Origin of the sequence: Thermomonospora catenispora, from assembly GCF_006363815.1 — a bacterium.
Taxonomy (GTDB): Bacteria; Actinomycetota; Actinomycetes; order Streptosporangiales; family Streptosporangiaceae; genus Thermomonospora; species Thermomonospora catenispora.
This window is the reverse complement of the sequence record NZ_RRYT01000002.1, coordinates 110,584-132,352: the sequence shown is the minus strand read 5'-3', so window position 1 is coordinate 132,352 and position 21,769 is coordinate 110,584. Positions and strand designations below refer to the sequence as shown.

The 21,769-nt window shown below is 73.2% G+C and carries 20 protein-coding genes; 9 read left to right on the top strand and 11 right to left on the bottom strand.

What is annotated here, in order from left to right:
• Positions 1-9: 9 nt before the first annotated feature.
• Positions 10-564, bottom strand: a complete 555-nt coding sequence (locus EIO00_RS02385; RefSeq protein WP_140175227.1) for a PPA1309 family protein — start codon at positions 562-564, stop codon at positions 10-12.
• Positions 565-695: 131 nt separating this feature from the next.
• Here EIO00_RS02385 and EIO00_RS02380 point away from each other — a divergent pair, with 131 nt between their 5' ends.
• Positions 696-3,602: a UPF0182 family membrane protein gene (locus tag EIO00_RS02380; protein WP_140175226.1), complete on the top strand. Its 2,907-nt coding sequence runs from the start codon at positions 696-698 to the stop codon at positions 3,600-3,602.
• A gap of 141 nt (positions 3,603-3,743) precedes the next feature.
• Here the strand turns inward: EIO00_RS02380 and EIO00_RS02375 are convergent, their stop codons facing one another.
• Entirely contained in the window at positions 3,744-4,850 is a 1,107-nt protein-coding gene (locus EIO00_RS02375) for an NAD-dependent epimerase/dehydratase family protein (protein WP_241661063.1), read from the bottom strand.
• An 88-nt stretch (positions 4,851-4,938) separates the two neighbouring features.
• Here EIO00_RS02375 and EIO00_RS02370 point away from each other — a divergent pair, with 88 nt between their 5' ends.
• Genes EIO00_RS02370 through EIO00_RS02360 form a run of 3 tightly spaced genes read left to right on the top strand, consistent with a single transcriptional unit; the run spans position 4,939 to position 7,111 of the window.
• The gene (locus EIO00_RS02370; RefSeq protein ID WP_140175225.1) at positions 4,939-6,312 is read left to right on the top strand and encodes a zinc-dependent metalloprotease; all 1,374 of its coding nucleotides are present in this window, start codon (positions 4,939-4,941) and stop codon (positions 6,310-6,312) included.
• Entirely contained in the window at positions 6,309-6,560 is a 252-nt protein-coding gene (locus EIO00_RS02365; protein WP_140175224.1) for a hypothetical protein, read from the top strand. Before EIO00_RS02370 ends, EIO00_RS02365 begins: the two co-directional genes overlap by 4 nt.
• Positions 6,557-7,111 carry an NUDIX hydrolase gene (locus EIO00_RS02360; protein WP_140175223.1) on the top strand — a complete coding sequence of 185 codons (555 nt, stop codon included), beginning with the start codon at positions 6,557-6,559 and terminating at the stop codon, positions 7,109-7,111. The genes EIO00_RS02365 and EIO00_RS02360 overlap by 4 nt, the downstream gene beginning before the upstream one ends.
• Positions 7,112-7,157: 46 nt before the next feature.
• Here the strand turns inward: EIO00_RS02360 and EIO00_RS02355 are convergent, their stop codons facing one another.
• On the bottom strand, positions 7,158-7,793 hold the full coding sequence (locus tag EIO00_RS02355) for a glycosyltransferase family protein (RefSeq protein ID WP_140175222.1): 636 nt from the start codon (positions 7,791-7,793) through the stop codon (positions 7,158-7,160).
• Between the two features lie 7 nt (positions 7,794-7,800).
• Positions 7,801-8,388: a M48 metallopeptidase family protein gene (locus EIO00_RS02350; RefSeq protein WP_175596099.1), complete on the bottom strand. Its 588-nt coding sequence runs from the start codon at positions 8,386-8,388 to the stop codon at positions 7,801-7,803.
• A 296-nt stretch (positions 8,389-8,684) separates the two neighbouring features.
• On the opposite strand from EIO00_RS02350, the gene EIO00_RS02345 reads away from it, so the two are divergent.
• On the top strand, positions 8,685-8,987 hold the full coding sequence (locus EIO00_RS02345; protein WP_140175221.1) for a hypothetical protein: 303 nt from the start codon (positions 8,685-8,687) through the stop codon (positions 8,985-8,987).
• 176 nt (positions 8,988-9,163) lie between these two features.
• A complete protein-coding gene (locus EIO00_RS02340) occupies positions 9,164-10,546 on the top strand; it encodes an ABC1 kinase family protein (RefSeq protein ID WP_140175220.1) in 1,383 nt (460 codons plus the stop codon).
• Positions 10,547-11,030: 484 nt separating this feature from the next.
• Here the strand turns inward: EIO00_RS02340 and EIO00_RS02335 are convergent, their stop codons facing one another.
• From EIO00_RS02335 to EIO00_RS02320, 4 genes are all read right to left on the bottom strand, one after another.
• The gene (locus EIO00_RS02335; RefSeq protein WP_140175219.1) at positions 11,031-11,303 is read right to left on the bottom strand and encodes a WhiB family transcriptional regulator; all 273 of its coding nucleotides are present in this window, start codon (positions 11,301-11,303) and stop codon (positions 11,031-11,033) included.
• 122 nt (positions 11,304-11,425) lie between these two features.
• Positions 11,426-11,809 carry a hypothetical protein gene (locus EIO00_RS02330; RefSeq protein WP_140175218.1) on the bottom strand — a complete coding sequence of 128 codons (384 nt, stop codon included), beginning with the start codon at positions 11,807-11,809 and terminating at the stop codon, positions 11,426-11,428.
• A gap of 137 nt (positions 11,810-11,946) precedes the next feature.
• On the bottom strand, positions 11,947-12,831 hold the full coding sequence (gene tesB / locus EIO00_RS02325; protein ID WP_140175217.1) for an acyl-CoA thioesterase II: 885 nt from the start codon (positions 12,829-12,831) through the stop codon (positions 11,947-11,949).
• Positions 12,832-12,912: 81 nt separating this feature from the next.
• Positions 12,913-15,024, bottom strand: a complete 2,112-nt coding sequence (locus EIO00_RS02320) for an ATP-dependent DNA helicase UvrD2 (RefSeq protein WP_140175216.1) — start codon at positions 15,022-15,024, stop codon at positions 12,913-12,915.
• Between the two features lie 127 nt (positions 15,025-15,151).
• Between EIO00_RS02320 and EIO00_RS02315 the strand changes: the two genes are divergently transcribed.
• A complete protein-coding gene (locus EIO00_RS02315) occupies positions 15,152-15,433 on the top strand; it encodes a mycoredoxin (protein ID WP_140175215.1) in 282 nt (93 codons plus the stop codon).
• 355 nt (positions 15,434-15,788) lie between these two features.
• Here the strand turns inward: EIO00_RS02315 and nudC are convergent, their stop codons facing one another.
• The 3 genes from nudC to EIO00_RS02300 form a co-directional block, all read right to left on the bottom strand.
• The gene (nudC, locus tag EIO00_RS02310; RefSeq protein ID WP_140175214.1) at positions 15,789-16,700 is read right to left on the bottom strand and encodes an NAD(+) diphosphatase; all 912 of its coding nucleotides are present in this window, start codon (positions 16,698-16,700) and stop codon (positions 15,789-15,791) included.
• A gap of 20 nt (positions 16,701-16,720) precedes the next feature.
• On the bottom strand, positions 16,721-18,103 hold the full coding sequence (locus EIO00_RS02305) for a dipeptidase (protein ID WP_140175213.1): 1,383 nt from the start codon (positions 18,101-18,103) through the stop codon (positions 16,721-16,723).
• A gap of 106 nt (positions 18,104-18,209) precedes the next feature.
• On the bottom strand, positions 18,210-18,827 hold the full coding sequence (locus EIO00_RS02300; protein WP_140175212.1) for an HD domain-containing protein: 618 nt from the start codon (positions 18,825-18,827) through the stop codon (positions 18,210-18,212).
• A 122-nt stretch (positions 18,828-18,949) separates the two neighbouring features.
• Here EIO00_RS02300 and EIO00_RS02295 point away from each other — a divergent pair, with 122 nt between their 5' ends.
• Positions 18,950-20,113: an ATP-grasp domain-containing protein gene (locus EIO00_RS02295; protein WP_140175211.1), complete on the top strand. Its 1,164-nt coding sequence runs from the start codon at positions 18,950-18,952 to the stop codon at positions 20,111-20,113.
• Complete coding sequence (locus EIO00_RS02290; RefSeq protein ID WP_241661062.1) at positions 20,110-21,768, top strand: IucA/IucC family protein; 1,659 nt, start codon at positions 20,110-20,112, stop codon at positions 21,766-21,768. The genes EIO00_RS02295 and EIO00_RS02290 overlap by 4 nt, the downstream gene beginning before the upstream one ends.
• The last annotated feature ends 1 nt before the right edge of the window (position 21,769 follow it).

Below are 21,769 nucleotides of genomic sequence, written 5' to 3'. Positions count from 1 at the left end.
GCCGGAAGGCTACCCGCGCGGGCCTTCGTCGGACATGTCCGGGAGGTCGGGTTCGAGGGTGGCGGCCAGCGCGTCGGCGAGGGCGGGCACCAGATCGGGTCCGGACAGCACCTCGTCATCGGTGTCGTGGCGGCGCAGCCGCAGCGCCGAATGCCGGTCGCCGTCGCGCAGCACCCCCACCACCATGCGCACGTCCTCGCGCTGCGGATGGGAGGCGGCCCACTCCAGGGCGGCGGCCTCGTCCTCGGGCATCTCCTCCTCGACGCCGGGCGGCAGCACCATCCGCTCGATCACCAGGGCGCAGCCGGCCACCGTCTCCGGCCAGGCGATCCGGGCCAGGGTCTCCTCCAGGGACCCGGCCTCGGGCAGCTCGCCCTGTTCCAGCGCCGCGATGGCGTCGCTGTCCTCCCGCAGCCCGAGCCGTTCGGCCAGGGCCGGCTCCCGACGGCACAGCTCGGCGCTCTCCACCAACGCGTACAGCCGGGGCGGGGCGTCCCAGCCGATCCGCCCGGCGTGCCGCTCCAGATCGAGGACGACTTCTTCCAAAGGTGTCACACCGCCCATCCTCCCGCCTTCCGGCCGCGTCCGGGAACGGGAACCTCCGGGCGTCTCGGTAAGTTGCTTAGAAACACCGGTGGTCACGCGGGCGTGCCGTGCGCCGGGCCGCCGGGTCGAGCGACGAAGCGGAGGGATCTGTGACCTTCCGGACTCCCGGATTCAGTCGGCGGCTGGGCACCGGCCGGACCCGGCTGCTGCTGCCCGTGCTGGTGGCGCTGGCCGCCCTGCTGGCGGCCTATCTGCTGTTCACCGCGATATGGACCGACGTGCTGTGGTACCGGTCGGTCGGCTTCTCCTCGGTGTTCACCACGCAGCTGTGGGCGCGGGTCGGGCTGTTCGTGGGCTCCGGCCTGCTGATGGCGCTGATCGTGGGCGCCAACATGGTGATCGCCTACCGGCTGCGGCCGTCGTACCGGCTGCCGTCGGTCGAGCAACAGGGCCTGGAGCGCTATCGGAGCGCGGTGCACCCGCACCGGCGGCTGATCACCATCGCGATCGTGACGGTGCTGGCGCTGATGACCGGCTCGTCGATGTCCGGGCAGTGGCCGGTGTGGCTGGCGTTCCTCAACCGCACGAAGTTCGGGCAGACGGACCCGCAGTTCGGCAAGGACATCTCCTTCTACGTCTTCACCTATCCGTTCGTGCGGCTGGTGCTGGGCTTCCTGTTCGCCGCGCTCATCCTGTCGCTGATGGTGGCGCTGGCCGTGCACTACCTGTACGGCGGGCTGCGGGTGCAGGGCCCGGGCGACAAGGCCAGCCCGCCGGCCAAGGCGCATCTGTCGGTGCTGATCGGGCTGGTCCTGCTGCTCAAGGCGGTGGCCTACTGGTTCGACCGGTACGGACTGGTCGGCTCCGAGCGCGGCGTGGTCAGCGGCGCCGGCTACACCGACGTCAACGCGGTGCTGCCGGCCAAGACGATCCTGGCGGTCATCGCGGTGATCTGCGCCGTGCTGTTCCTGGTCAACATCTGGCAGCGCGGCATGATGCTGCCGGGCGTCGGACTGACCCTGATGGTGGTGGCCGCGATCCTGATCGGCGGGGTGTACCCGCTGCTGATCCAGCAGTTCCAGGTGCGGCCCGACGAGCTGGCCAAGGAACGCCAGTACCTGCAGCGCACCATCGACGCCACCCGCCGGGCGTTCGGCGTGGACCGCGCGGAGGTGATCCCCTACGGGGGACGGCCGGAGACCGACCCCGAGCGGCTGGCGGCGGAGGGCAAGCAGCTCACCGGGGTGCGGCTGCTGGACCCGAACGTGGTCGGCGAGACGTTCCAGCAGCTCCAGCAGGGGCGCAACTTCTACCGCTTCCCCGACGTGCTGGACGTCGACCGGTACCGGATCGACGGCCGGACCCGCGACGTGGTGGTGGCCGTGCGCGAGCTGTCGGGCGCGCCCGCCGGCCAGCGGAGCTGGGTGAAGGATCGGCTGGTCTACACCCACGGCTACGGCTTCGTGTCCGGGTACGGCGAGCAGCTGGCGTCCAACGGCACCCCCGAATGGGTGACCAAGGACATGCCGCCCACCGGGAAGCTGCGGATCGAGCGGCCGCAGATCTACTTCGGCGAGCACTCCAACAGCTACTCGATCGTCGGCGGCAAGGGCCAGCAGGAGCTGGACTACCCCGACGACAGTCCCGCCGGGCAGAAGAACACCACCTACACCGGCCGGGGCGGCGTGCCGGTCGACGGGTTCTTCAACCGGCTGCTGTTCGCCACCAAGTTCTCCGACCGCAACATCCTGCTGTCGGGCGCGATCAACGAAGGCGCCAAGATCCTGTACAACCGGACGCCGCGGGAGATGGTGCAGCGGGTCGCGCCGTGGCTGGTCCTGGACGGCAACCCCTACCCGGCGGTGGTGAACGGCCGGATCCTGTGGATCCTGGACGGCTACACCATCTCCAACAGCTACCCGTACTCGGAGCGGATCAGCCTGGGCGACGCCACCCGCGACACCGTCACCGACACCCGGTCGGCGGTGATGCCGCAGGCCAACGACCACATCAACTACATGCGGAACTCCATCAAGGCCACCGTGGACGCCTATGACGGCACGGTGCGGCTCTACCAGTGGGACGAGTCCGACCCGGTGGCCAAGACCTGGATGAAGGTGTTCGACGGCACCGTCCGGCCCAAGAGCTCCATCCCGCCGGAGCTGATGGAGCACTTCCGCTACCCGCAGGACATGTTCAAGGTGCAGCGGCAGGTGCTGGCCCGTTACCACGTCACCCAGGCCGACGCGTTCTACGGCGCGCAGGGCTTCTGGGAGGTCCCGCAGGACCCGACGGCGCAGGGCCGCAAGCAGCCGCCGTACTACCTGAGCCTGCGACTGCCGGGCGACCGGGAGCCGCAGTTCTCGCTGACCACGGTGTTCAACCCGCGCGGACGCCCGAACCTGGCGGCGTTCATGGCGGTGGACTCCACCCCCGGCCCCAACTACGGCCGGATCCGGATCCTGGAGCTGCCGCGCAACTCGCTGGTGCAGGGCCCCGGGCAGATCCAGAACTCCTTCGAGGCCGACACCGCGGTCAAGCAGGTGCTGTTCAGCCTCCGGCAGGGCGGCACCCGGACCGTCCCCGGCAACCTGCTGACCATCCCGTTCGGCGGCGGCCTGCTCTACATCGAGCCCATGTACGCCCAGGCCGCCGGAGGCTCGGAGCAGGAGCCCTACCCGGTCCTCCGCCAGGTCCTCGTCGCCTTCGGCGACAGGGTCGCCGCCGGGGCGACCCTGGACCAGGCCCTGACCGAGCTGTTCAAGACCAAGGTCACCACCGGCCAGGACCAGGGAGCTCCCCCGCCGCCGGCCGACGACACCGGCGGCGGGCTGAGCGGCGAGGCCCGGCAGGCGCTGGCCGACGCCCAGCGCTACTTCAAGGAGGGGCAGGACGCCCTGGCCAAGAACCCGCCCGACTGGGCCGCCTACGGCGAGGCGCAAAAGGGCCTGCAGGAGGCCCTGGAGCGCCTGGCCCGGGCCCAGCAGAGCGGCGGGCAGGGCGGCGATCGGCCGGCGAGCCCGTCGCCCACGCCCAGCCCCACGCCGACCGGCTGATCCGAGGCCGGGCGAAGGGGTCGATCGAGGCCGAACGGAAGGGGGCCGCCCTCGACGAGGGCGGCCCCCTTCACGCTTCACATCCTGTGTTCGCGCCCCGCCTCGGGCGTTCCGCCTCCTTCCACGCCTCGTCCGCGGGGGCTAACGGCGGCGCTTGCGCGCCCGTCGCACCGCGGCCGCCGCTCCGATGACGGCCACGGTGGCGCCGGCGGCGGTGGCCATGGTGGCCTCCTTGCCGCCGACGCGCCGGCCGACGACGGCGTGGCGGCCGGCGACCTCCTCCAGCAGGGCGCGCAGGGCGGCGGCGTTGTCGTAGGCGGGCTTCCACCCGGTGGCGCGCAGGGCGGCGCAGTCCACCACCCACGGGTAGGCGACGTAGTGCAGGTCGGTGGCGGGGGCGGGGGTGATGCCGAGGCGGTGCAGGCGCTGGGCGGTGCCGAAGGTGAGGGCGGCGGGGAGCTCGAACCGGCGTTTGCCGGTGATCTGCTCCACCTCCTCCAGCTCCAGCCACCCGTCGCAGCCGACCCCGAAGACCCGGGGCGGCTCCCCGGAGGTCCGTCCCGTCCCGGTGTCCACGGCGATCCGCTCCAGGGCGGAGGCCAGGTCCTCCAGGTGGCAGAACTGCCAGCAGGGGGAGCAGCCCTTGACGGTGAGCAGGCGCGGGGCCTCGAAGTGACGGCTGACCACGGTGTCGACGCCGGGGCCGACCAGCGCGGCGGGACGCACCACGGTGACGCGCAGCCCGGGATGGGTGACCGGCGCCTGGGCGGCGACCTCCTCCATCTCCAGGAAGTCGCCCACGATGCTGTCGTTGGCCTCGCCGCGCAGGGGGGCGTCCTCGGAGAGCGGCACCGGGTTGTCGGGGGCCGCGCCGTAGACCATGGCGCTGGTGACCAGCACCACGTGCCGGACGCGGGCGGCGGCGCTCGCGGTCACCACGGTCTGCGCGCCGCGCACGTTGTAGGTGCGGCGCTCCCGCGGGTCGCTGTCGGGCGAGCGGTCGATGTCGAGGTGGACCAGGACGTCCACGTCCGAGAGCCGATTGGACAGCAGCGGGTCGCGGACGTCGGCGACCCGCCACAGGACTCCGGCCACGTCCCCCCGCTGCCCGTCGATCGCCACCACCTTGCGGACGTCGGTGTTGTCCGCCAGCCGCCGTACGAGCAGCCTGCCCGCTCCGGTGGCCGCGCCGGTGACGGCGACGACCGGGCCCGTGCTACGCCGAGGGCGAACCTTCCCGATTGTCAAGGCCAGCGCCCCCTTCCTGAGTTCGCGTCGTGCCGATGACCGGCTAACGTGGCCGTATGGTCCCATCATGCCGCTTGGGGGCGTCCCGATGAGTGATCTGCCCTTCGGCTTCAACCGGCCGGGCGACGAGGGCGACGACCCCTCGTCTGGCAAGTCCTCCGATCCTTTTTCCGCCATGGGCGGGGATATGCGGCAGTTCGCCGACATGCTGCGCCGCTTCGCCGACATGATCTCCGGCGGGGCGGCGGCCGCCGCGTCCGGATCGGACGGCCCGCTCAACTGGGAGCTGGCCCACAACATAGCCCGCCACATCGTGGCCGAGCAGGGTGATCCCTCGGTCGTGGACGCCGAACGCACCCAGGTGGTGGAGGCGCTGCGGCTGGCCGACCTGTGGCTGGACGAGGGCACCACGCTGCCCGCCGGCATCCGCACCCCGCAGGCCTGGAGCCGCGCGCAGTGGATCGAGCAGACCCTTCCGGTGTGGAAGACGATCTGCGATCCGATCGCCGCCCGGATGGTCGACTCGATGGGCGGCGCGTTGGGCGGCGGCTCTCTGCCCCAGGAGATGCAGGCCATGGCCGGTCCGCTGATCGGAATGGTCAAGCAGATGACCGGCGCGATGGTGGGCGGTCAGGCCGGTCAGGCGCTCGGCGCGCTGGCCCGCGAGGTGGTCGGCTCCACCGACATCGGCCTGCCGCTGGCCCCGGACGGGGTGGGCGCGCTGCTGCCGGCCGGGGTCGCCGCGTTCGGCGAGGGCCTGGAGCTGTCCGCCGAGGAGGTCCGGCTGTACCTGGCCCTGCGCGAGGCCGCCCATCAGCGGCTGTTCGCGCACGTTCCGTGGCTGCGCGCGCATGTGCTGGGCGCGGTGGAGGAGTACGCCCGCGGCATCACCGTCGACCTGTCGGGCATCGAGGAGGCGGTGAGCGGGCTGAACCTGGCCGATCCGGAGGCGCTGCAGCGGGCGCTGGGCGGGGAGATCTCGCTGACCCCGGAGGAGACCCCGCAGCAGCGCGCGGCGCTGGTCCGGCTGGAGACGGCGCTGGCGCTGATCGAGGGCTGGGTGGACACCGTCGTCAACGGCGTGGCCGCCGACCGGCTGCCGGACGCGGCCAGGCTGGCCGAGGCGGTCCGCCGCCGCCGCGCCACCGGCGGGCCCGCGGAGCGGACGTTCGCCACCCTGGTCGGGCTGGAGCTGCGGCCGCGCCGGCTGCGCGAGGCGGGCGCGCTGTGGCGGGCGCTGACCTCGGCGCGCGGCGTCGAGGGCCGGGACGCGGTGTGGAGCCACCCCGACCTGATGCCGACGGCGGAGGACCTGGACGACCCGGACGGGTTCGTGCACGGTCGCTCGGAGGGCTCGGGGCTGTCGGATCTGGACCTGTCGAAGCTGACCGACGAGCTCGGCGGCGAGCGCCCCCAGGGGGAGGACCGCAAGGACGACGGCGACGCTACGGAGGAGTCTTGAGCGTCTGGAGCGCGCACTGCGCGCTCAGGCGTCGGTTCGTCCGCGGCGATCGGTGCCGCTCCGCCCGGCATTGGGGCGGCTGCCCGGGAGCGGCCGGCGGGGATCCGGGCCGGTGGCCGGTGCACGGTGAGACGTTCGACCGTGCGGGGCATCCGCCGCGCGCGGCGCGCACGGCGGCCGGCGCGGTCCGCTGGGAGCGCCCGCACGAGCAGGAGCGCCGTCGGCGCAGGCTGATCGGCGGCGCATGACGTCGGTCGTCCCCGGCGGGCTGCACGCCGACGCGGTGCGGGTGCTGTCGGGCTGGCGCGCGCCCGACGCCGAGCAGGAACGGCTGCGCCTGGAGTTCCTGCGGCACCTGGAACGCCATCCCGACGGCGTGTGGCGGACGTGCGTCCCCGGCCACATCACCGCCAGCGCCCTGGTGCTGGACGAGTCGCGGACGCGGGTGCTGCTGACCCTGCACGGCAAGATCAAGGCCTGGCTGCAGCTCGGCGGACACTGCGAGCCGGCCGACGTCTCACTGGCGGGGGCGGCGCTGCGGGAGGCCGTCGAGGAGTCGGGGATCGCCGCGCTGCGCCTGCATCCGGTCCCGGTCCAGGTGGACCGCCACTTCGTGCGCTGCCATCCCCAGGGCTCGCACCATCTCGACGTGCAGTATCTGGCGATCGCTCCGCAGGGGGCGGGGCATCGGATCAGCGCCGAGTCCGACGACCTGCGCTGGTTCCCCGTCGATGCGCTCCCCGAGCCCACCGACGACGCCCTCCGCCGGCTGGTGGCCCGCGCGGTCGCCCTCGCCTGAGGCGGCGCGGCGGCCCCGGTCCCCTCCTCGGTCCGTCTCCGGGCGGTCAGGGAGAGGTCCGCAGCGGGCGGCCGGCGAGCAGGGCGCGGGTGTTCTCCCAGCCCTCCAGGTCCGGGTCCAGGCGGCTCAGGTCGTCCTGTTCGCACAGGCGGTGCCAGCCGGGGGTGCGGCGGACCAGGCCGGGGCGCGGGGCCTCCGAACGCAGGACGGCCAGGGCCCGGGGCTCCCGGAGGTCGGCGCCGAGCGCGGGAAGGGCCTCGACCAGCCAGTCGGGGGCGGGAAGGCGCACGGCGAGCGCCACCAGGCCGCCCTCGGCGGCGGGGCAGGCCGCGACGGGGGCGCCGCCGAGGGCGCGGAACAGCTTGCCCAGCAGCAGGGCGGGCAGGTCGGGAACGTCCGGGACGACCAGGGCGGCCTCGTCGGCGCCCAGGTCGGTCAGGGCGTGCAGGGCCGCGACCGGGTCGGGGGCGCGCAGGATCGCGGTGCCGGGCCAGGCGAGGGCTTCCGCGTCCGGCCGGTCCGGGGGGCGGAGGATGAGCGCGGGATGGACGAGCTCCAGTCCCGCGACGACCTCGTAGACGTCTTCGAGGAAGGCCAGATGCAGTTCGTCGGGGTCGATCCCGGGCAGGCGGATCGGCTCGGCGGGGGGCGTCGCCAGCACGGCGGCGTATCGAACGGTCATCGGGCGGTCATCCGGCGGCCTCGTGCGCCGGTTCCCCGGTCGCGCCGTCGTCCTCGCCGGCGGGGCGGCAGTCGTCCGCCGACCGTCCGGCCATGGGCAGGTTGGCGGCCGCGGCGACGCCCTCGAGGTAGCCGCGGGCGCGTTCGGCCTTGGGATAGTTGGCGACCAGCGCCCAGAAGCGGCTGTTGTGGGACGGCACGAGCAGATGCGCCAGCTCGTGGATCAGCACGTAGTCCAGCACCCAGGAGGGCATGCCGCGCAGCCGGGTGGACACCCGGATGGTGCCGTCGGCGGGGGTGCACGAGCCCCAGCGGGAACGCTGGTTGTCCGCCCAGCGGACGCTGACGGGGCGGGCGGAGCCGTCGAGGTACCGCCGGGACAGCTCCTGGGCCCGGGCGAGGAGGGCGTCGTCACTGGGGTTGCGACGCCGTTCGCGTTCGGCGAGCCGCTGCAGGATGGTGGCGACCCAGCGTTCCTCCTCGGCCTTGGAGAGCCGGGAAGGGACCAGCACCACGGTCTTGTCGCCGTCGCGGTAGGCGGAGACGGTCCGTTTCCGACGGGCGCTTCGGCGGACCTCGACGTTGGAGGGCGGCACAGCTAGACCGTAGCTGAGATTTTGCCTTCTCCACAGGGGGTCACTGCTGTTTTCCCAGGTCAGGCCCGCGAATTTTACACATCCCCAAAGTTCTCCACAGGTTCGCCGGAGACCGTCCACAGCCTTGCGGGCAAGATCCACAGGTTGTCCACAAGTCGTCCACAAGCATGATCGCGCCGAACGGCCCCGCCGGAGGGCTCTGCGACAGGTCCGGCGAACCCGACAAGACACAGGTGGCTTCACTTCGTGAACGTTCGGGCACCGAACGTGACAGTCCCAGGGAGGGGAGAACCCAGATGAGCCACTACACCAGGAAGGGCCGGCGCTCCGACGTCTCGCGCCGGTCGCCGGCCGCCCGATTCGCCCGAGGCGCCGCGGGAGCGCTGATCGGCGGACTGGCCGGCCGGGCGCTGCGCCCCGTGGTCCGCCGGGCCGCCCGACGGATCGGCCTGCCCGCCCGATCACTGATCAGGGTCGTCGAGATCACCGCTCCGCTGGCGACGCTCCTGGCGGTCGGCGGGCTGACCGGCCGCGGCGACCGGGGCCGCGCCCCGCGCAGGCGTCCATCGAGGCGACGGGCGGCCGCGCCCCGGGGCTGAGCGCTCCGTGCAGACACGGGGGGTCGGCCGGACGCGGCCGTCGCGCCCGGCCGACCAACGTGAGAAAGCGCACACTTACATCGTTTTGCCTGGCAGGAGGGCGCACCAGAGAAGATCAATGGGGTCGACTAGAGGGAAATGTGGCACAAGCGTCACCAATCCCTGACAATGGGCAGGTGAGTGATCTCCCTCGCCGTGCGGTGACGCGTTCCGCCAAGCTGGCCTCACTGCCCCTCGGCTTCGCCGGCCGGGCCGCGCTCGGCGTCGGCAAGCGGACGCTGGGCAAGCCGGCCGAGATGGTCGCCGTCGAAATCCAGCAGCGCACCGCCGAACAGCTGTTCAAGGTGCTCGGCGAGCTCAAGGGCGGCGCGATGAAGCTCGGCCAGATGCTGTCGATCTTCGAGGCCGCGCTGCCGCCGGAGATCGCCGGACCGTACCGGGCCACGCTCACCAAGCTCCAGGAGGCGGCGCCGCCGCTGCCCGCGCAGACCGTGCACCAGGTGCTGGCCGAGGGGCTCGGCGAGGACTGGCGGGATCTGTTCGCCTCCTTCGACGACAAGCCCGCCGCAGCGGCGTCCATCGGCCAGGTGCACAAGGCGGTGTGGCACGACGGCCGCACGGTCGCGGTCAAGGTCCAGTACCCGGGCGCCGGCAAGGCGCTGATCAGCGACTTCAACCAGCTGGCCCGGCTGGGCAGGCTGTTCGCCGTGCTGATGCCGGGGCTGGAGATCAAGCCCATGCTGGCCGAGCTCAAAGAGCGCGTCACCGAGGAGCTCGACTACACCCTCGAGGCGGAGGCGCAACGGGCGTTCGCCCGGGCCTACGCCGACGACCCGGACTTCTTCATCCCCGACGTGGTCGCCCAGTCCGGCAACGTGCTGGTCACCGAGTGGATGGACGGCATCCCGCTGTCCAAGGTGATCAGTGACGGCGATCAGGAGCAGCGCAACCACGCCGCCCTGCTGTACTGCCGGTTCCTGCTCTCGGGCCCCAAGCGCTCGGGCATGCTGCACGGCGACCCGCACCCGGGCAACTTCCGGCTGCTGGAGGACGGTCGGCTGGGCGTGATGGACTTCGGCGCGGTGGACCGCATCCCCGGCGGCTTCCAGCGTCGCCTGGGCCTGCTGCTGCGCATCGGCTGCATGGCCGAGATCGACGAGATCATGGAGGCGCTGCGCGCCGAGGACTTCATCCGCGAGGGCGTCGAGATCGACCCCGACGCCCTGCAGGCGTTCCTGGCGCCTATCACCGAGCCGTTCATCACCGAGACCTTCTCCTTCAACCGCGAATGGCTCCGCATGATGGCCGCCAAGGTCACCGACCTGCGCCCGAGCAACGTGGTGCGTCAGCTCAACCTGCCGCCGGAGTACGTCATCATCCACCGCGTCCTGTCGGCGGGCACCGGCGTCCTCTGCCAGCTCGAGTGCGAGATCCCCGCCCGGGCCGAGTCCCTCAAGTGGATCCCCGGCTTCGCCGACGACGATGAGCCGCCGGAGGAGGAGGCGGTGGCGGAGCCGCCCGGGGACGAGGAGCCCGAGAAGGGCGAACTGTCCGCCTGAGCGCGTCCGCCCGCCCGTCGCCTCGGGAACGCCTCCGCACACGTCGGCCCCCGCCCGGAGCTCCGGGCGGGGGCCGACGCCTGCGGTCGGCGCCCTGGCGAAGGCAGGGCGCCGACCGCGCCCACCGGGAGTCGCCTCCCGCGAAACCATCCCAAGCGCGGGAGCGCGCCTCTACCTGGTGAGCAGGATGCGGCGGACGCGGATCGCGCGGACCTGCGCGTTCCGGCGGGCGCGTCGCAGCGCCCGCACGCGCGCCGCCGCGTGAGGGTCGAGTCGGATGTCGAATCGGATTCTGTCGCCGACCGCCCGCCCCGCCGCGGACGTCGCATGGATCACGGTCACGGCATGTCCCCCGATCGACGGCCGCGGCCCGGGGCCGCGGCCGTCCTCATCGTCGTCTTCATGCTCGGCCGGTGCCGGCCTCACCGCCGCCGTTCGCCTCGCCCCGATCCGGCCGGGCCCGAAGCCCCGGCCGGATCACGGCTCAGGCCGCCACGTCGGCGTTCTTGCGGGGACGGCCGCGCGGACGCTTGCGGGCCACGATCTGGCCCTTGACGAACAGCTCGCCGCCCCACACGCCCCACGGCTCCTTGCGCTCGATCGCGCCGGCCAGGCAGGACTTGCGGATCGGGCAGTCGACGCACAGCGCCTTGGCCAGCTCGATGTCGGCGGGAGCCTCGGCGAAGAACAGCTCCGGGTCGGTCCGACACGGAAGCGTAAGGTCCTCGTCGCTCAGGAAAGCGAGAGCCCCCTGCATCGCAGTCACCCTTGTTCCTCTCGTTGGGTCCTCAACGAATTCGTTCGACGGGACTTGCGGCCAGATACGAAGAAGGCCGCGGATCCGGTGTCTGGATCCGCGGCCTGGGGGCTGAGCCGGTGCTAAACCGGTCGCCTCCAGGAATACGGACCCGACATACCGCCGTCGGCGGCCACGTGGGCCTCAGCCAGCCCGGACTCGTTGGACATGGCGCGCTGCACTTTGCCCCGCGCGGCCGCACGGACGATCGACTGGGCAAGAGCGTCACTGGAGACACTCCACCCCTGGCGTTCGTCCTGGAACGGCCGCAGATACCGCGGCTCACGCAGTCGCGCGAGTCCGCCGTGCATCGACGTCGTCCGGGTGAACGGCCGACCGCCGCCATTCCTGCCGCAGTCCCGTTCGGGCTGCGCAAGCAGGGTCAGGGCGGGGAGCTGGGGCGCAAAGCCGAGCGAGCCCGGGCACGGTGCGGTCCAGGTCGCCGTCATGCGCATCGTGCTGATCACCGGACTGCACACCACCTTCCCGACTGCTCGGCCTCGCGCGCGCGGCGCTCGAGACGTTCGTTCGCTGTTGTGACGACTCTACGTTTGCGACACGAAACCCGGCAACCTATTTTTGACCTGGGATTTCGTGGGAGATTTCACTGAACTTCCGGCTCTGCGGAAGCGTCCAACACCCGGACCAACCCCTCCTGCACCACCGACACCACCAATCTGCCGTCGGCGGTGAAGACATGGCCGCGCGCCAACCCGCGGGCGCCGCCGGCGAACGGGGTCTCCTGAGCGTAAAGCAGCCACTCGTCGGCGCGGAACGGTCCGTGGAACCACATCGCGTGGTCCAGGCTGGCCCCCATGGTGCGCTTGTCGCCCCAGGACAGGCCGTGGTTGAGCAGCACGGTGTCCAGCAGCGTCATGTCCGAGGCGTACGTCATCAGGCACACGTGCAGCAGCGGATCGTCGGGCAGTTCGCCGTCCACCCGCAGCCACACCTTCGACTCCGGCCCGGTCAGCGAGGGATCCTTGGCGGCCTCGAAGGTCAGCGGGGTGATGTGCCGCAGATCGAACGGCCGACGCCGCTCGAACTCCTCGGCGGCCCGTTCCCCGAACAACGCCGTGATCCGCTCCCGCATGGTCGGCAGGCTCGACGGTGCGGGGACCTCGGGCATGGCGGCCTGATGCGTCGGGCCCTCCTCGGCGATCTGGAACGACGCCGACAGCATGAAGATCGCCCGGCCGTGCTGAACGGCGGTGACCCGGCGGGTGGTGAACGACCGCCCGTCGCGGATCCGGTCCACCAGATAGACGATCGGCACCAGCGGATCGCCGGGACGCAGGAAATACGCGTGCAGCGAATGCACGAACCGATGGACCGGGACGGTGCGTCCGGCCGCCACCAGGGCCTGCCCGGCGACCTGACCTCCGAAGACCCGCTGCCGGTTCTCCTGCGGGCTGCGGCCGCGGAAGATGTCGTTCTCGATCTGCTCCAGATCGAGCAGGTCCAGCAGCTCCTTCAGCGCCTCTCTCACAAGCCACCCACCGTGTCCGCGCTCCCCTCGCGGGCGGGGAGCGATGAGCCTCGACGCCCCGCCCGGCGGCGGGGCGAGATGTCAGTCTGGCAGGTCGGCCGATGTGTCCGGCGTCTCACCCCGGCACAGCGCCAGCACGGCCGCTCCGTACCTGTTCAGCTTGGCCCGGCCGACGCCGGAGATCTGGGCCAGCTCCTCGACGGTCTCCGGGCGCCGTTCGGCGATCGCCTGCAGGGTGGCGTCGGTGAACACCACGTAGGCGGGGACCTTCTGCTCCCGGGCGACCTCCGATCGCCACTCCCTGAGCGCCAGCAGCAGCTCCTCGTCGATCTCCACGGGGCAGTCCACGCAGCGGCCGAGCTTGCGCTCCAGCGGCGCGGTCAACGGCCGGCCGCACACCCGGCACGGCTGCGGGCCCGCCTTGCCGCCGCGCCGCCGGGAACGGTCGGCGGGCGCCGGGCTCGGCGTGGCCGCGCGGGGCGTCAGGCCCGCCAGGAACCGGGAGGGGCGCCGGTTCTTGCGGCCGCCGGGGGAGCGCGACAGCGCCCAGGACAGGGTCAGGTGCTCGCGGGCCCGGGTGACGCCCACGTACAGCAGGCGCCGCTCCTCCTCGATCTGCTCGGGGGTCTCGGCGTAGACGATCGGCAGCGTGCCCTCGGTGAGCCCGACCAGGAACACCGCGTCCCACTCCAGGCCCTTGGCGGCGTGCAGGCTGGCCAGGGTGACGCCCTCCATGGTGGGGGCGTGCTGCAGGGCGGCGCGCTCCTCCAGCTCGGCGACGAACTCCGGCAGCCCCGCCCGCGGATCGGCGATGGCCACGTCCTCGGCGAGCTGGGCCAGCGCCGACAGCGACTCCCACCGGGCGCGGGCCGCGCCCGTCCCCTCGGGCGGCTCCTCGGTGAAGCCCACCCCCGACAGGACGTGCCGGACCGTGGCGATCAGGCCCATCCCCTCGGTCTCGGCGTCGGCCCCGGCGCGGGCGGCGCCGCGGAGCTGGACGACGGCCTCCCGGACCTCGGGACGTTCGAAGAAGCGCTCCGCGCCGCGCAGCACCACCGGGATCCCGGCCGCCGCGAACGCCGCCTCGTAGTTCTCCGACTGGGCGTTGGTGCGGTAGAGCACGGCGATCCGGCTGGCGGGCACGCCCTCCTCGATCAGTTTGCGGACGCGGCGGGCGATGTCGTCGGCCTCGGCGACCTCGTCGTCGTACTCCACGTACACCGGTTCGGGCCCGTCGGGGCGCTGCGCCACCAGCTCCAGCCTGTGCCGCCGCGCCGTCTCCCCCTGCGCCTGCCCGATCACCGCGTTGGCCAGCCGCACGACCTGGGGGGTGGAGCGGTAGTCGCGGACCAGCTTGACGACCGTGGCGTCGGGGTGCTCGCGGGTGAAGTCCAGCAGGTACCGCGGGGTCGCGCCGGTGAAGGAGTAGATCGTCTGGTTGGGGTCGCCCACCACGCACAGCTCCTCCCGGTCGCCGAGCCAGGCGTCCAGCAGCAGCTTCTGCAGCGGGTTGACGTCCTGGAACTCGTCCACCACGAAGTAGCGGTACTGGTCGCGCACCTCCCGGGCGACCTCGGGGTGCTCGGTGAGGACGGCGGCGGTCAGCTCCAGGACCCCCTCGAAGTCCAGCAGGTTGCGCTCCCGGCGCAGCGTCTCGTACATGGCGTAGACGCGGGCGACGTCGACCACGTCGGCGGGGGGCCTGCGGCCGGTGCGGGCGACGGCGGCGGCGTAGTCCTCCGGCCGGTGCTGGGTCGCCTTGGCCCACTCGATCTCGGCGGCCACGTCGCGCAGCTCGGTCCGGCCGTACGACAGCCGGCAGGCCCGGGCCGCCTCGGCGACCAGCCCGATCTTGGACTCCAGGATGCGAGGGGGCTCGCCCCCGATCACCCTGGGCCAGAAGTACATCAGCTGGCGCAGCGCCGCCGCGTGGAAGGTGCGGGCCTGCACGCCGGGCGCGCCGAGCCGGCGCAGCCGCCCGCGCAGCTCCCCGGCCGCACGCGTGGTGAACGTCACGGCGAGCACCCGCTGCGGGGCCACCGCCCCGATCGCGGTGGCGTAGGCGATCCGGTGGGTGATGGCGCGGGTCTTGCCGGTCCCCGCCCCGGCCAGCACGCACACCGGCCCGTGCACCGCCTCGGCCACCGCGCGCTGCTCGGGATCCAGTCCCTGGAGTATCGCGTCCGGGTCCACCCGTCCCCTCCTTTCCCGCAGGCCCATCCTCGCACCATCCGTCGCTCGCGCGATCGGAATGCCCGGGCGGGCCGGACGGTTGATAATGCCCGGACAGGTCCACCACGGCAGAGGAGACGGGACACCGATGGCGACCCCCGCGAGCGCGCCCACCGGCAAGCTCACCATGTACACCACGTCCTGGTGCGGTTTCTGCAAGCGGCTGAAGAGCCAGCTCGCCCGTGACGGCATCTACCTGCACGAGGTCGACATCGAGCGCGACCCCGAGGCCGCCGAGTTCGTGATGAGCGTCAACGGCGGCAACCAGACCGTCCCGACGGTGGTGTTCCCCGACGGCACCGTGATGACGAACCCGCCGGCGAAGAAGGTCAAGCAGCACCTGGAGTCGCTGCAGACGGCCGCCGAGTAGGCGCGGGCGGGAGCGGGCGGCGCATCGCCGACCCGCCGCCCGCGTCGTCGACCGGCGGCCGCACGGCCGAGGGCATCGCCCGAGCGGCGTCGCACGCCGCTCAGGCGATGCGGCGTGCGCTCCGCTCCGCGCCCCGCTCTGCGTCGACCGCCGCATCGGCCTCCGTGTCGGCGTCCGCCGGTGCGGGGCGTCCGGGGCCGGCCCTCATCGGAGGCCGGGCGGCCGACCGGGAACAGGCGCCCGCGGCGGCCGGATCGACCCGGCGGCCGCGAGGACCGGCCGTGCGGCCGCGACGGCGCGGGTCCCGACCGGGAGGCCTCCGGCGGTCGGGGGCGGACGTGCGGGGCGGGAGGCGTCAGCGCCGCCGGGGTCCGCGGAGCGGACCGCCGTACCAGTGTTCGATGAGCTGGCGGGCGATGGAGACGCGGCCGGGGAGCCTGACGGCCCCTTCCTCGACGGCGGCGCGGAGCTCCCGGCGCGTGAACCAGCGGGCCTCGGCGATCTCACCGGGGTCCGCGGCGATGTCCTGTTCCCCCGCCGCACGGCAGAAGAAGCCGAGCATCAGGCTCTGCGGCAGCGGCCAGGGCTGGCTGCCCAGGTAGACGATCTGGTCGACGGTCAGGCCGACCTCCTCGCGGACCTCGCGGGCCACGGACTGCTCCAGGGACTCGCCCGGCTCGACGAACCCGGCCAGGATCGACATCATCCGCTCCGGCCAGGCGGGGGCGCGGGCGAGCAGCATGCGGTCGCCGCCGTCGTGGACCAGCATGATGACGGCGGGATCGAGGCGGGGGAAGTGCTCGGACCCGTCGGCGGGGCAGACGCGGGTGTGCCCGGCCCTGGCGACGGTGGTGGCGGCGCCGCAGCGCGGGCAGTGGGTGTGGGTGCCGTGCCAGTTCTGCAGGGCGACCGCCTGGGTGAGCAGCGCGGAGTCGCGGTCGCCGAGGGCGGCGCCGATGCGGCGCAGGTCGACGGTGTCACAGCCCTCGACGACCGGGAGGGCGCCGGAGACCGCGAAGTAGGCCACGTCCTCCTCGTCCACCCCGAGCAGGTAGCGGTCGCCCTCGGGAGCCTCGTCCGGGCCGATCAGGATGAGCTCGGGGCGGTCGCCGGCGGAGCGGACCAGGGCCTGGCCGCGTTCCACCACCAGCACCCGGGTGCGGGGGTCGGCCCAGCGCGCGGCCAGCCAGGCGTCGTCGGCGCGCCGTTCGGCGGCCCGGTCCAGACCGCCGCGGGCCAGCGCCAGCCATTCCAGCGGCGTGTGCATGACGCTCCCCTCTCCGGCCGTCAGCGCAACGCCGCGGCCAGCTCGTCCCACAGGTAGGCGGCGGACTCGGCGCCCTTGAGCAGCAACGGCATCTCGACCTTCTCGTTCGGGGCGTGGATGCGGTCGGAGTCCAGGCCGACCGCCACGAACACCAGCGGGGCGCCCAGGATCTCGGTCAGCTCCGCCTCCGGGCCGCTGCCGCCCTCCCGGGTGAAGAGCACCTCGGTGCCGAACGCCCGCTCCATGGCGCGGCGGGCGGCCTGCACGGCGGGCGAGTCGATCGGGGAGAAGCAGGCGCGGAAGCCGTCGCTGTGCGCCCTCACCTCGGCGCGGATCCCCGGCGGGGTGCGTTCGGCGACGTACTGTTCGAACGAGCGCCGCACCTTCTCGGGGTCCTGGCCGGCGACCAGCCGGAAGGAGATCTTGGCGTGCGCCTCGCGCGGCACGATGGTCTTGCCGCCCGGCCCGGTGTGCCCGCCCCACATGCCGTTGACCTCGGCGGTCGGACGCGCCCACACCCGCTCCAGCGTGGTGTACCCGGCCTCGCCCCAGGCGGCGCGGCTGTTGCCGGCAGTGCGCAGCCACTCCGCCTCGTCGAACGGGAGCCTGGCGAACAGCCGTCGCTCCTCGTCGGTCAGCCCGATCACATCGTCGTAGAAGCCCGGCAGGGCGACCCGTCCGTTCTCGTCGTGCAGGCCCGCCAGCAGGCTCGCCATCGCGTGCAGCGGGTTGGGCACCGCGCCGCCGAAGGAGCCGGAGTGCAGGTCGGTGTCGGGGCCGTACAGCGAAAGCTCCACCTCGGTGAGGCCGCGCATGCCGGTGCACATGGACGGCACGTCGGCCGCCCACATGGTGGTGTCGCTGATCACGATGACGTCGCAGGCGAGCCGCTGCGCGTTGCGGCGCAGCAGGTCCGGCAGGTTGGGCGAGCCGGACTCCTCCTCCCCCTCGATCAGCATCTTGACGGTGACGGGCGGGGCGGTCCGGCCGGAGGCGGCCAGGGCGGCGCGCAGGCCGAGGGAGTGGAACAGCACTTGTCCCTTGTCGTCGGAGGCGCCGCGGCCGATCAGCTGCTCGCCGCGCTCGACGGGGCGGAACGGATCGGTCTCCCACTCCTCCAGCGGCTCGACCGGCTGCACGTCGTGGTGTCCGTAGATCAGCGCGACCGGGGCGTCGGAGTCCTCGGCGGGCCACTCGGCGAAGACGGCGGGCAGGCCGGGGGTCTCCCACACCTCGACGGTGGGGAAGCCGACGCCGCGCAGGTGTCCGGCCAGCCAGGCGGCCGAGCGACGCACGTCATCGGCGTGCGCGGGATTCCCCGAGACGGAGGGGATGGCCAGCCACTCCTTCAGGTCCGCGAAGAAGCCCGCCGCGTTGGCCTCGATGTACGCGCGCACGTTCACGCCTCATGTCCCCCTTCGCTCCTTACTTCGGGTGGCACTCTATAACCGGCGGCGCCGCCGGGCGGCCGTCTCCTCCCCTGCGGCTCCGCGGCGGAGGGCCGGAGCGTCACCGGCCGCCGGCCTGCAGGAGCGCCAGCTCGGCGCGGAGGTTGCGGCGGGCCGGGGCCTCGAACCGGGCGCGGGCCACGGGGGTGTGGAACAGCTCCGGGCGGTCGAGCAGGGAGCGGAGGACCTCGGCGCGGCCGGCCCGGAACCGTTCCTCGGGGACGAAGGCGTACTCCTCCCGGACGGCGGCGGCGTAGGCGGCGTAGGTCTTTGGGTCCGCGCCCACGACGGCCAGGTCGGCGTCGCAGAGGACCCGGCCGTTGCGGTCGTCCGGCCCGGGGTCGTGGGCGACGGTGAGGCGGACCAGGCGGGCGACCTCCGCGACGGCCCGCGGCGGCAGGCCGATGCCGGCGAGCATGCGTTCGGCCTTGACGGCGCTGCGTTCCTCGTTGTCGCCGCGGCGGGGGTCGTAGACGGCGTCGTGGAACCAGGCGGCCAGCCGGACGAGGTCGGGGTCGTCGGCGTATCCGGCCAGCTCGTCGATCAGGTCGAGGACGGCGGTCAGGTGGGCTGCGGTGTGGTGGCGGCGATGCGGCCGGCGGTAGCAGGCGATCAGGTGGGCCCCGATGTCCCGGGCGTCCTCCCCCGCCAGCGCGATCCAGCGCCGAAGGAGATCCATGACCGCCATCCTGCCCTGTGCGCCGAGGTCGGGACACGCGGAGATTTTTGCCGCACAGTAAGGGCAGCGCGTACTACGGTAACGAGAATTAGGTAAGGCTTACCTCAGCCAGGAGGCATGCCGTGCTGTCCGGGCCTCATCTCGTTCTGGTCGCCGGGAAGGCGACCGACTCGGTGACGCATGGGTTCCTGCCCGCCGCCCTGCGGCTCGGTCTGCGGGTGACCGTGCTGACCGACCGCCCCGCCGACCACCGGGAGCGCTACCCGGACGTGCCGGTGCTCGAGTGCGCGGTGGACGACTACCGGGCCATCGTGGACGCGGTGTCGGCGTTGGACGGGCCGATCTCGGCGATCTTCTCCAACAGCGACTTCCTGCAGGCCTCGACCGCGCTCGCCGCGGCGTACTTCGGGCTGCCCGGAAAGGACTGGCGGGCGGCCGTGCGGGCCAAGAACAAGGCGCTGCTGCGGCGGCACCTGGCCGGCATCGACCCGGTGTTCAGCGTGCAGGTCACCGAGGACGGGGTGCCGGAGGGCCCCTATCCGCTGGTGCTCAAGCCCCGGGAGGGGGTGGCCAGCGAGGACGTGTTCCTGGTGCACGACCCGGAGGAGCTGGCCGCTCGTTACAAGGAGATCCGGGAGCGGCGGTCGGACCCGCTGGTGGCCGAGGAGTATCTGCCGGGGCCGCTGCACACGCTGGAGACGCTGGGGGACGGCGAGCGGCTGCACGTGCTGGGGTCGTTCCGCACCCGCGTGGCGCCGCCGCGGTTCGTGGAGGAGCGGCTGGACTGGGCCCCTCCCCCGCCCGAGGCCCGGCAGGTGCTGGAGCAGCTGCGGGCGCTGGGGGTGGGCTTCGGGGCCTGCCACACCGAGTTCGTGGTGCAGCGGGGCCGGGCCCGGATCATCGAGGTCAACTACCGGATCATCGGGGACCACTGCGACTTCCTGCTGGCGGACCTGCTGGGCGTCCCGCTGTTCGAGCAGGTGCTGCGGGTGCATCTGGGCGAGCCGCTGGGACCGCCGCCGCCGCGGCCCGCCGGGCACGCGGCGGTCGACTCGGTGATCGCCGACCGGTCGGGGGTGCTGCGGTCGGCACCCAAGCCCATGGAGCGGAGCCACGGCGGGGTGCGGCTGACCTACCGGCCGGTCCGGCGGGTGGGCGAGACCGTGACGCTGACCGGGACCAACCGCGACTACCTGGGCACCGTGCAGGCCATCGGTCCGGACGAGGAGTCCGTCGACGCCGCGTTGGCCCGCTTCCGCGCCGAGCATCGCTGGGAGATCTCGTGACGACCGGCGCTCCCCCGCCTCCTCGCCGCCCCGCCGACGACCTCGTCGCCGCGGGCCCGCGCCGCCGGGCGCCGTCCCCCCGGCCGCCCGGTCCTCCTCCGGACCCGGAGCCCGCCCTGGCCGCCCGGGTGCTGGACGCCCTGCTCCGCGAGGACTACGCCGGGCTGCGCCGCCGCCTCGAGGGCGACGGGCTGCGCCTGCCCGACGGCCGCCTCGTCCCGCTGCTCCGCGGACGGGACGAGGGGCGGGGCGCGTGGCCGCCGCCGGGGTTCCTGGCCGAGTGGTCGGTGGATCCGGCGGCGGGGCTGCGGCTGGAGGAGGTGTTCGCGACGGTCCGCGCCATCGCCGACCCCCGCGACGACGTGGCGGCGTTCGAACGCGAATGCCGGGAGTGCCTGGCGACGCTGCGGCTCCACCGGGACGCCTGGCCGGCCGTGGCCGAACGGCTGGCGGACGTGCCGGTGACGGGCGCGGGCGTCTTCTACGACACGCTCGCCGCCCACACCGATCATCCGGTGTATCCGACCGGGCGGTGCCGGATCGGGTTGAGCGCCGAGGACCTGCGCCGGTACGCGCCCGAGTTCGCCCCGGTCTTCGCGCTGCGGTGGACGGCCGTGCCGCGGGAGCGGGTGACGCTGGCCGGGCGGCGGCCCGACTGGTGGCCGCGCCCGGCCGACGCGGGCGTGGACGACCGGTACGAGCTGCTGCCCGTGCATCCGCTGAACACCGGCGTCGACGCGCTCCCCTCCCCTCGCGTGCCGGTCCGGCCGACGCTGTCGATGCGGACGCTGGCCGTGGACGGGCGCACCCATCTGAAGGTGCCGCTGCCGACGAGCACCCTCGGGCTGCGCAACCGGCGGACGATCGCGCCCCGCACCCTCCACGACGGGGCGCTGGCCGAACGGATCCTGCGGCGGGTCCTCGCCCGCGAGCCCGGTCTGCCGCTGCTGCTCGCCGACGAGCAGACCTACGGGCATGCGGGCGATCCGCTGCTGGCCTACCTGGTGCGGCGATTCCCGGCCGAGGTCGACGGCGCGCACGTCGTCCCGGTGGCGGCGCTGCTGGCCGACCACCCCGACGGCGGAACGGTCATCGAACGCTGGGACGTGCCGGCGCTGTTCGACGAGTACCTGTCGGCGCTGTTGACGATCGGCGTGACGCTGTTCCGGTACGGGATCGCGCTGGAGGCCCACCAGCAGAACGTGTCGCTGGTCCTCGGCAACGGCCCGGTGCGGCTGCTGATCAAGGACAACGACGGGATGCTGGTGGATCCGCGGCGGCTGGCGGAGACGCTGGGTCCGCTCCGGGAGACGTTCCAGGACCCGCGGATGGCCGAGGGGGACCCCGAGTCGCTGGCGCGGGTCTTCGTCACCATCACCGTGCACCTGTGCGCGGGGGCGCTCGCGTTCGGGCTGGCCGAACGCGGGCTGCTGCCGCTGCGCACCGGGCTGGCGATGGTGCGGGAACGGCTGGAGACGACGCTCGGGCCGGGCGACGGATTCCTCCGCTCGCGGACGGTGGAGGCCGACGCCCTGCCGACCAAGGCGATGCTCACCGCCGGGACCCTCGTCGACAAGGCCCGCACCGGAGCGCGCGACATCAACAAGCACTACGGCCCGGACGGGCCCAACTACCTCGACCGCTTCCGGGACTGAC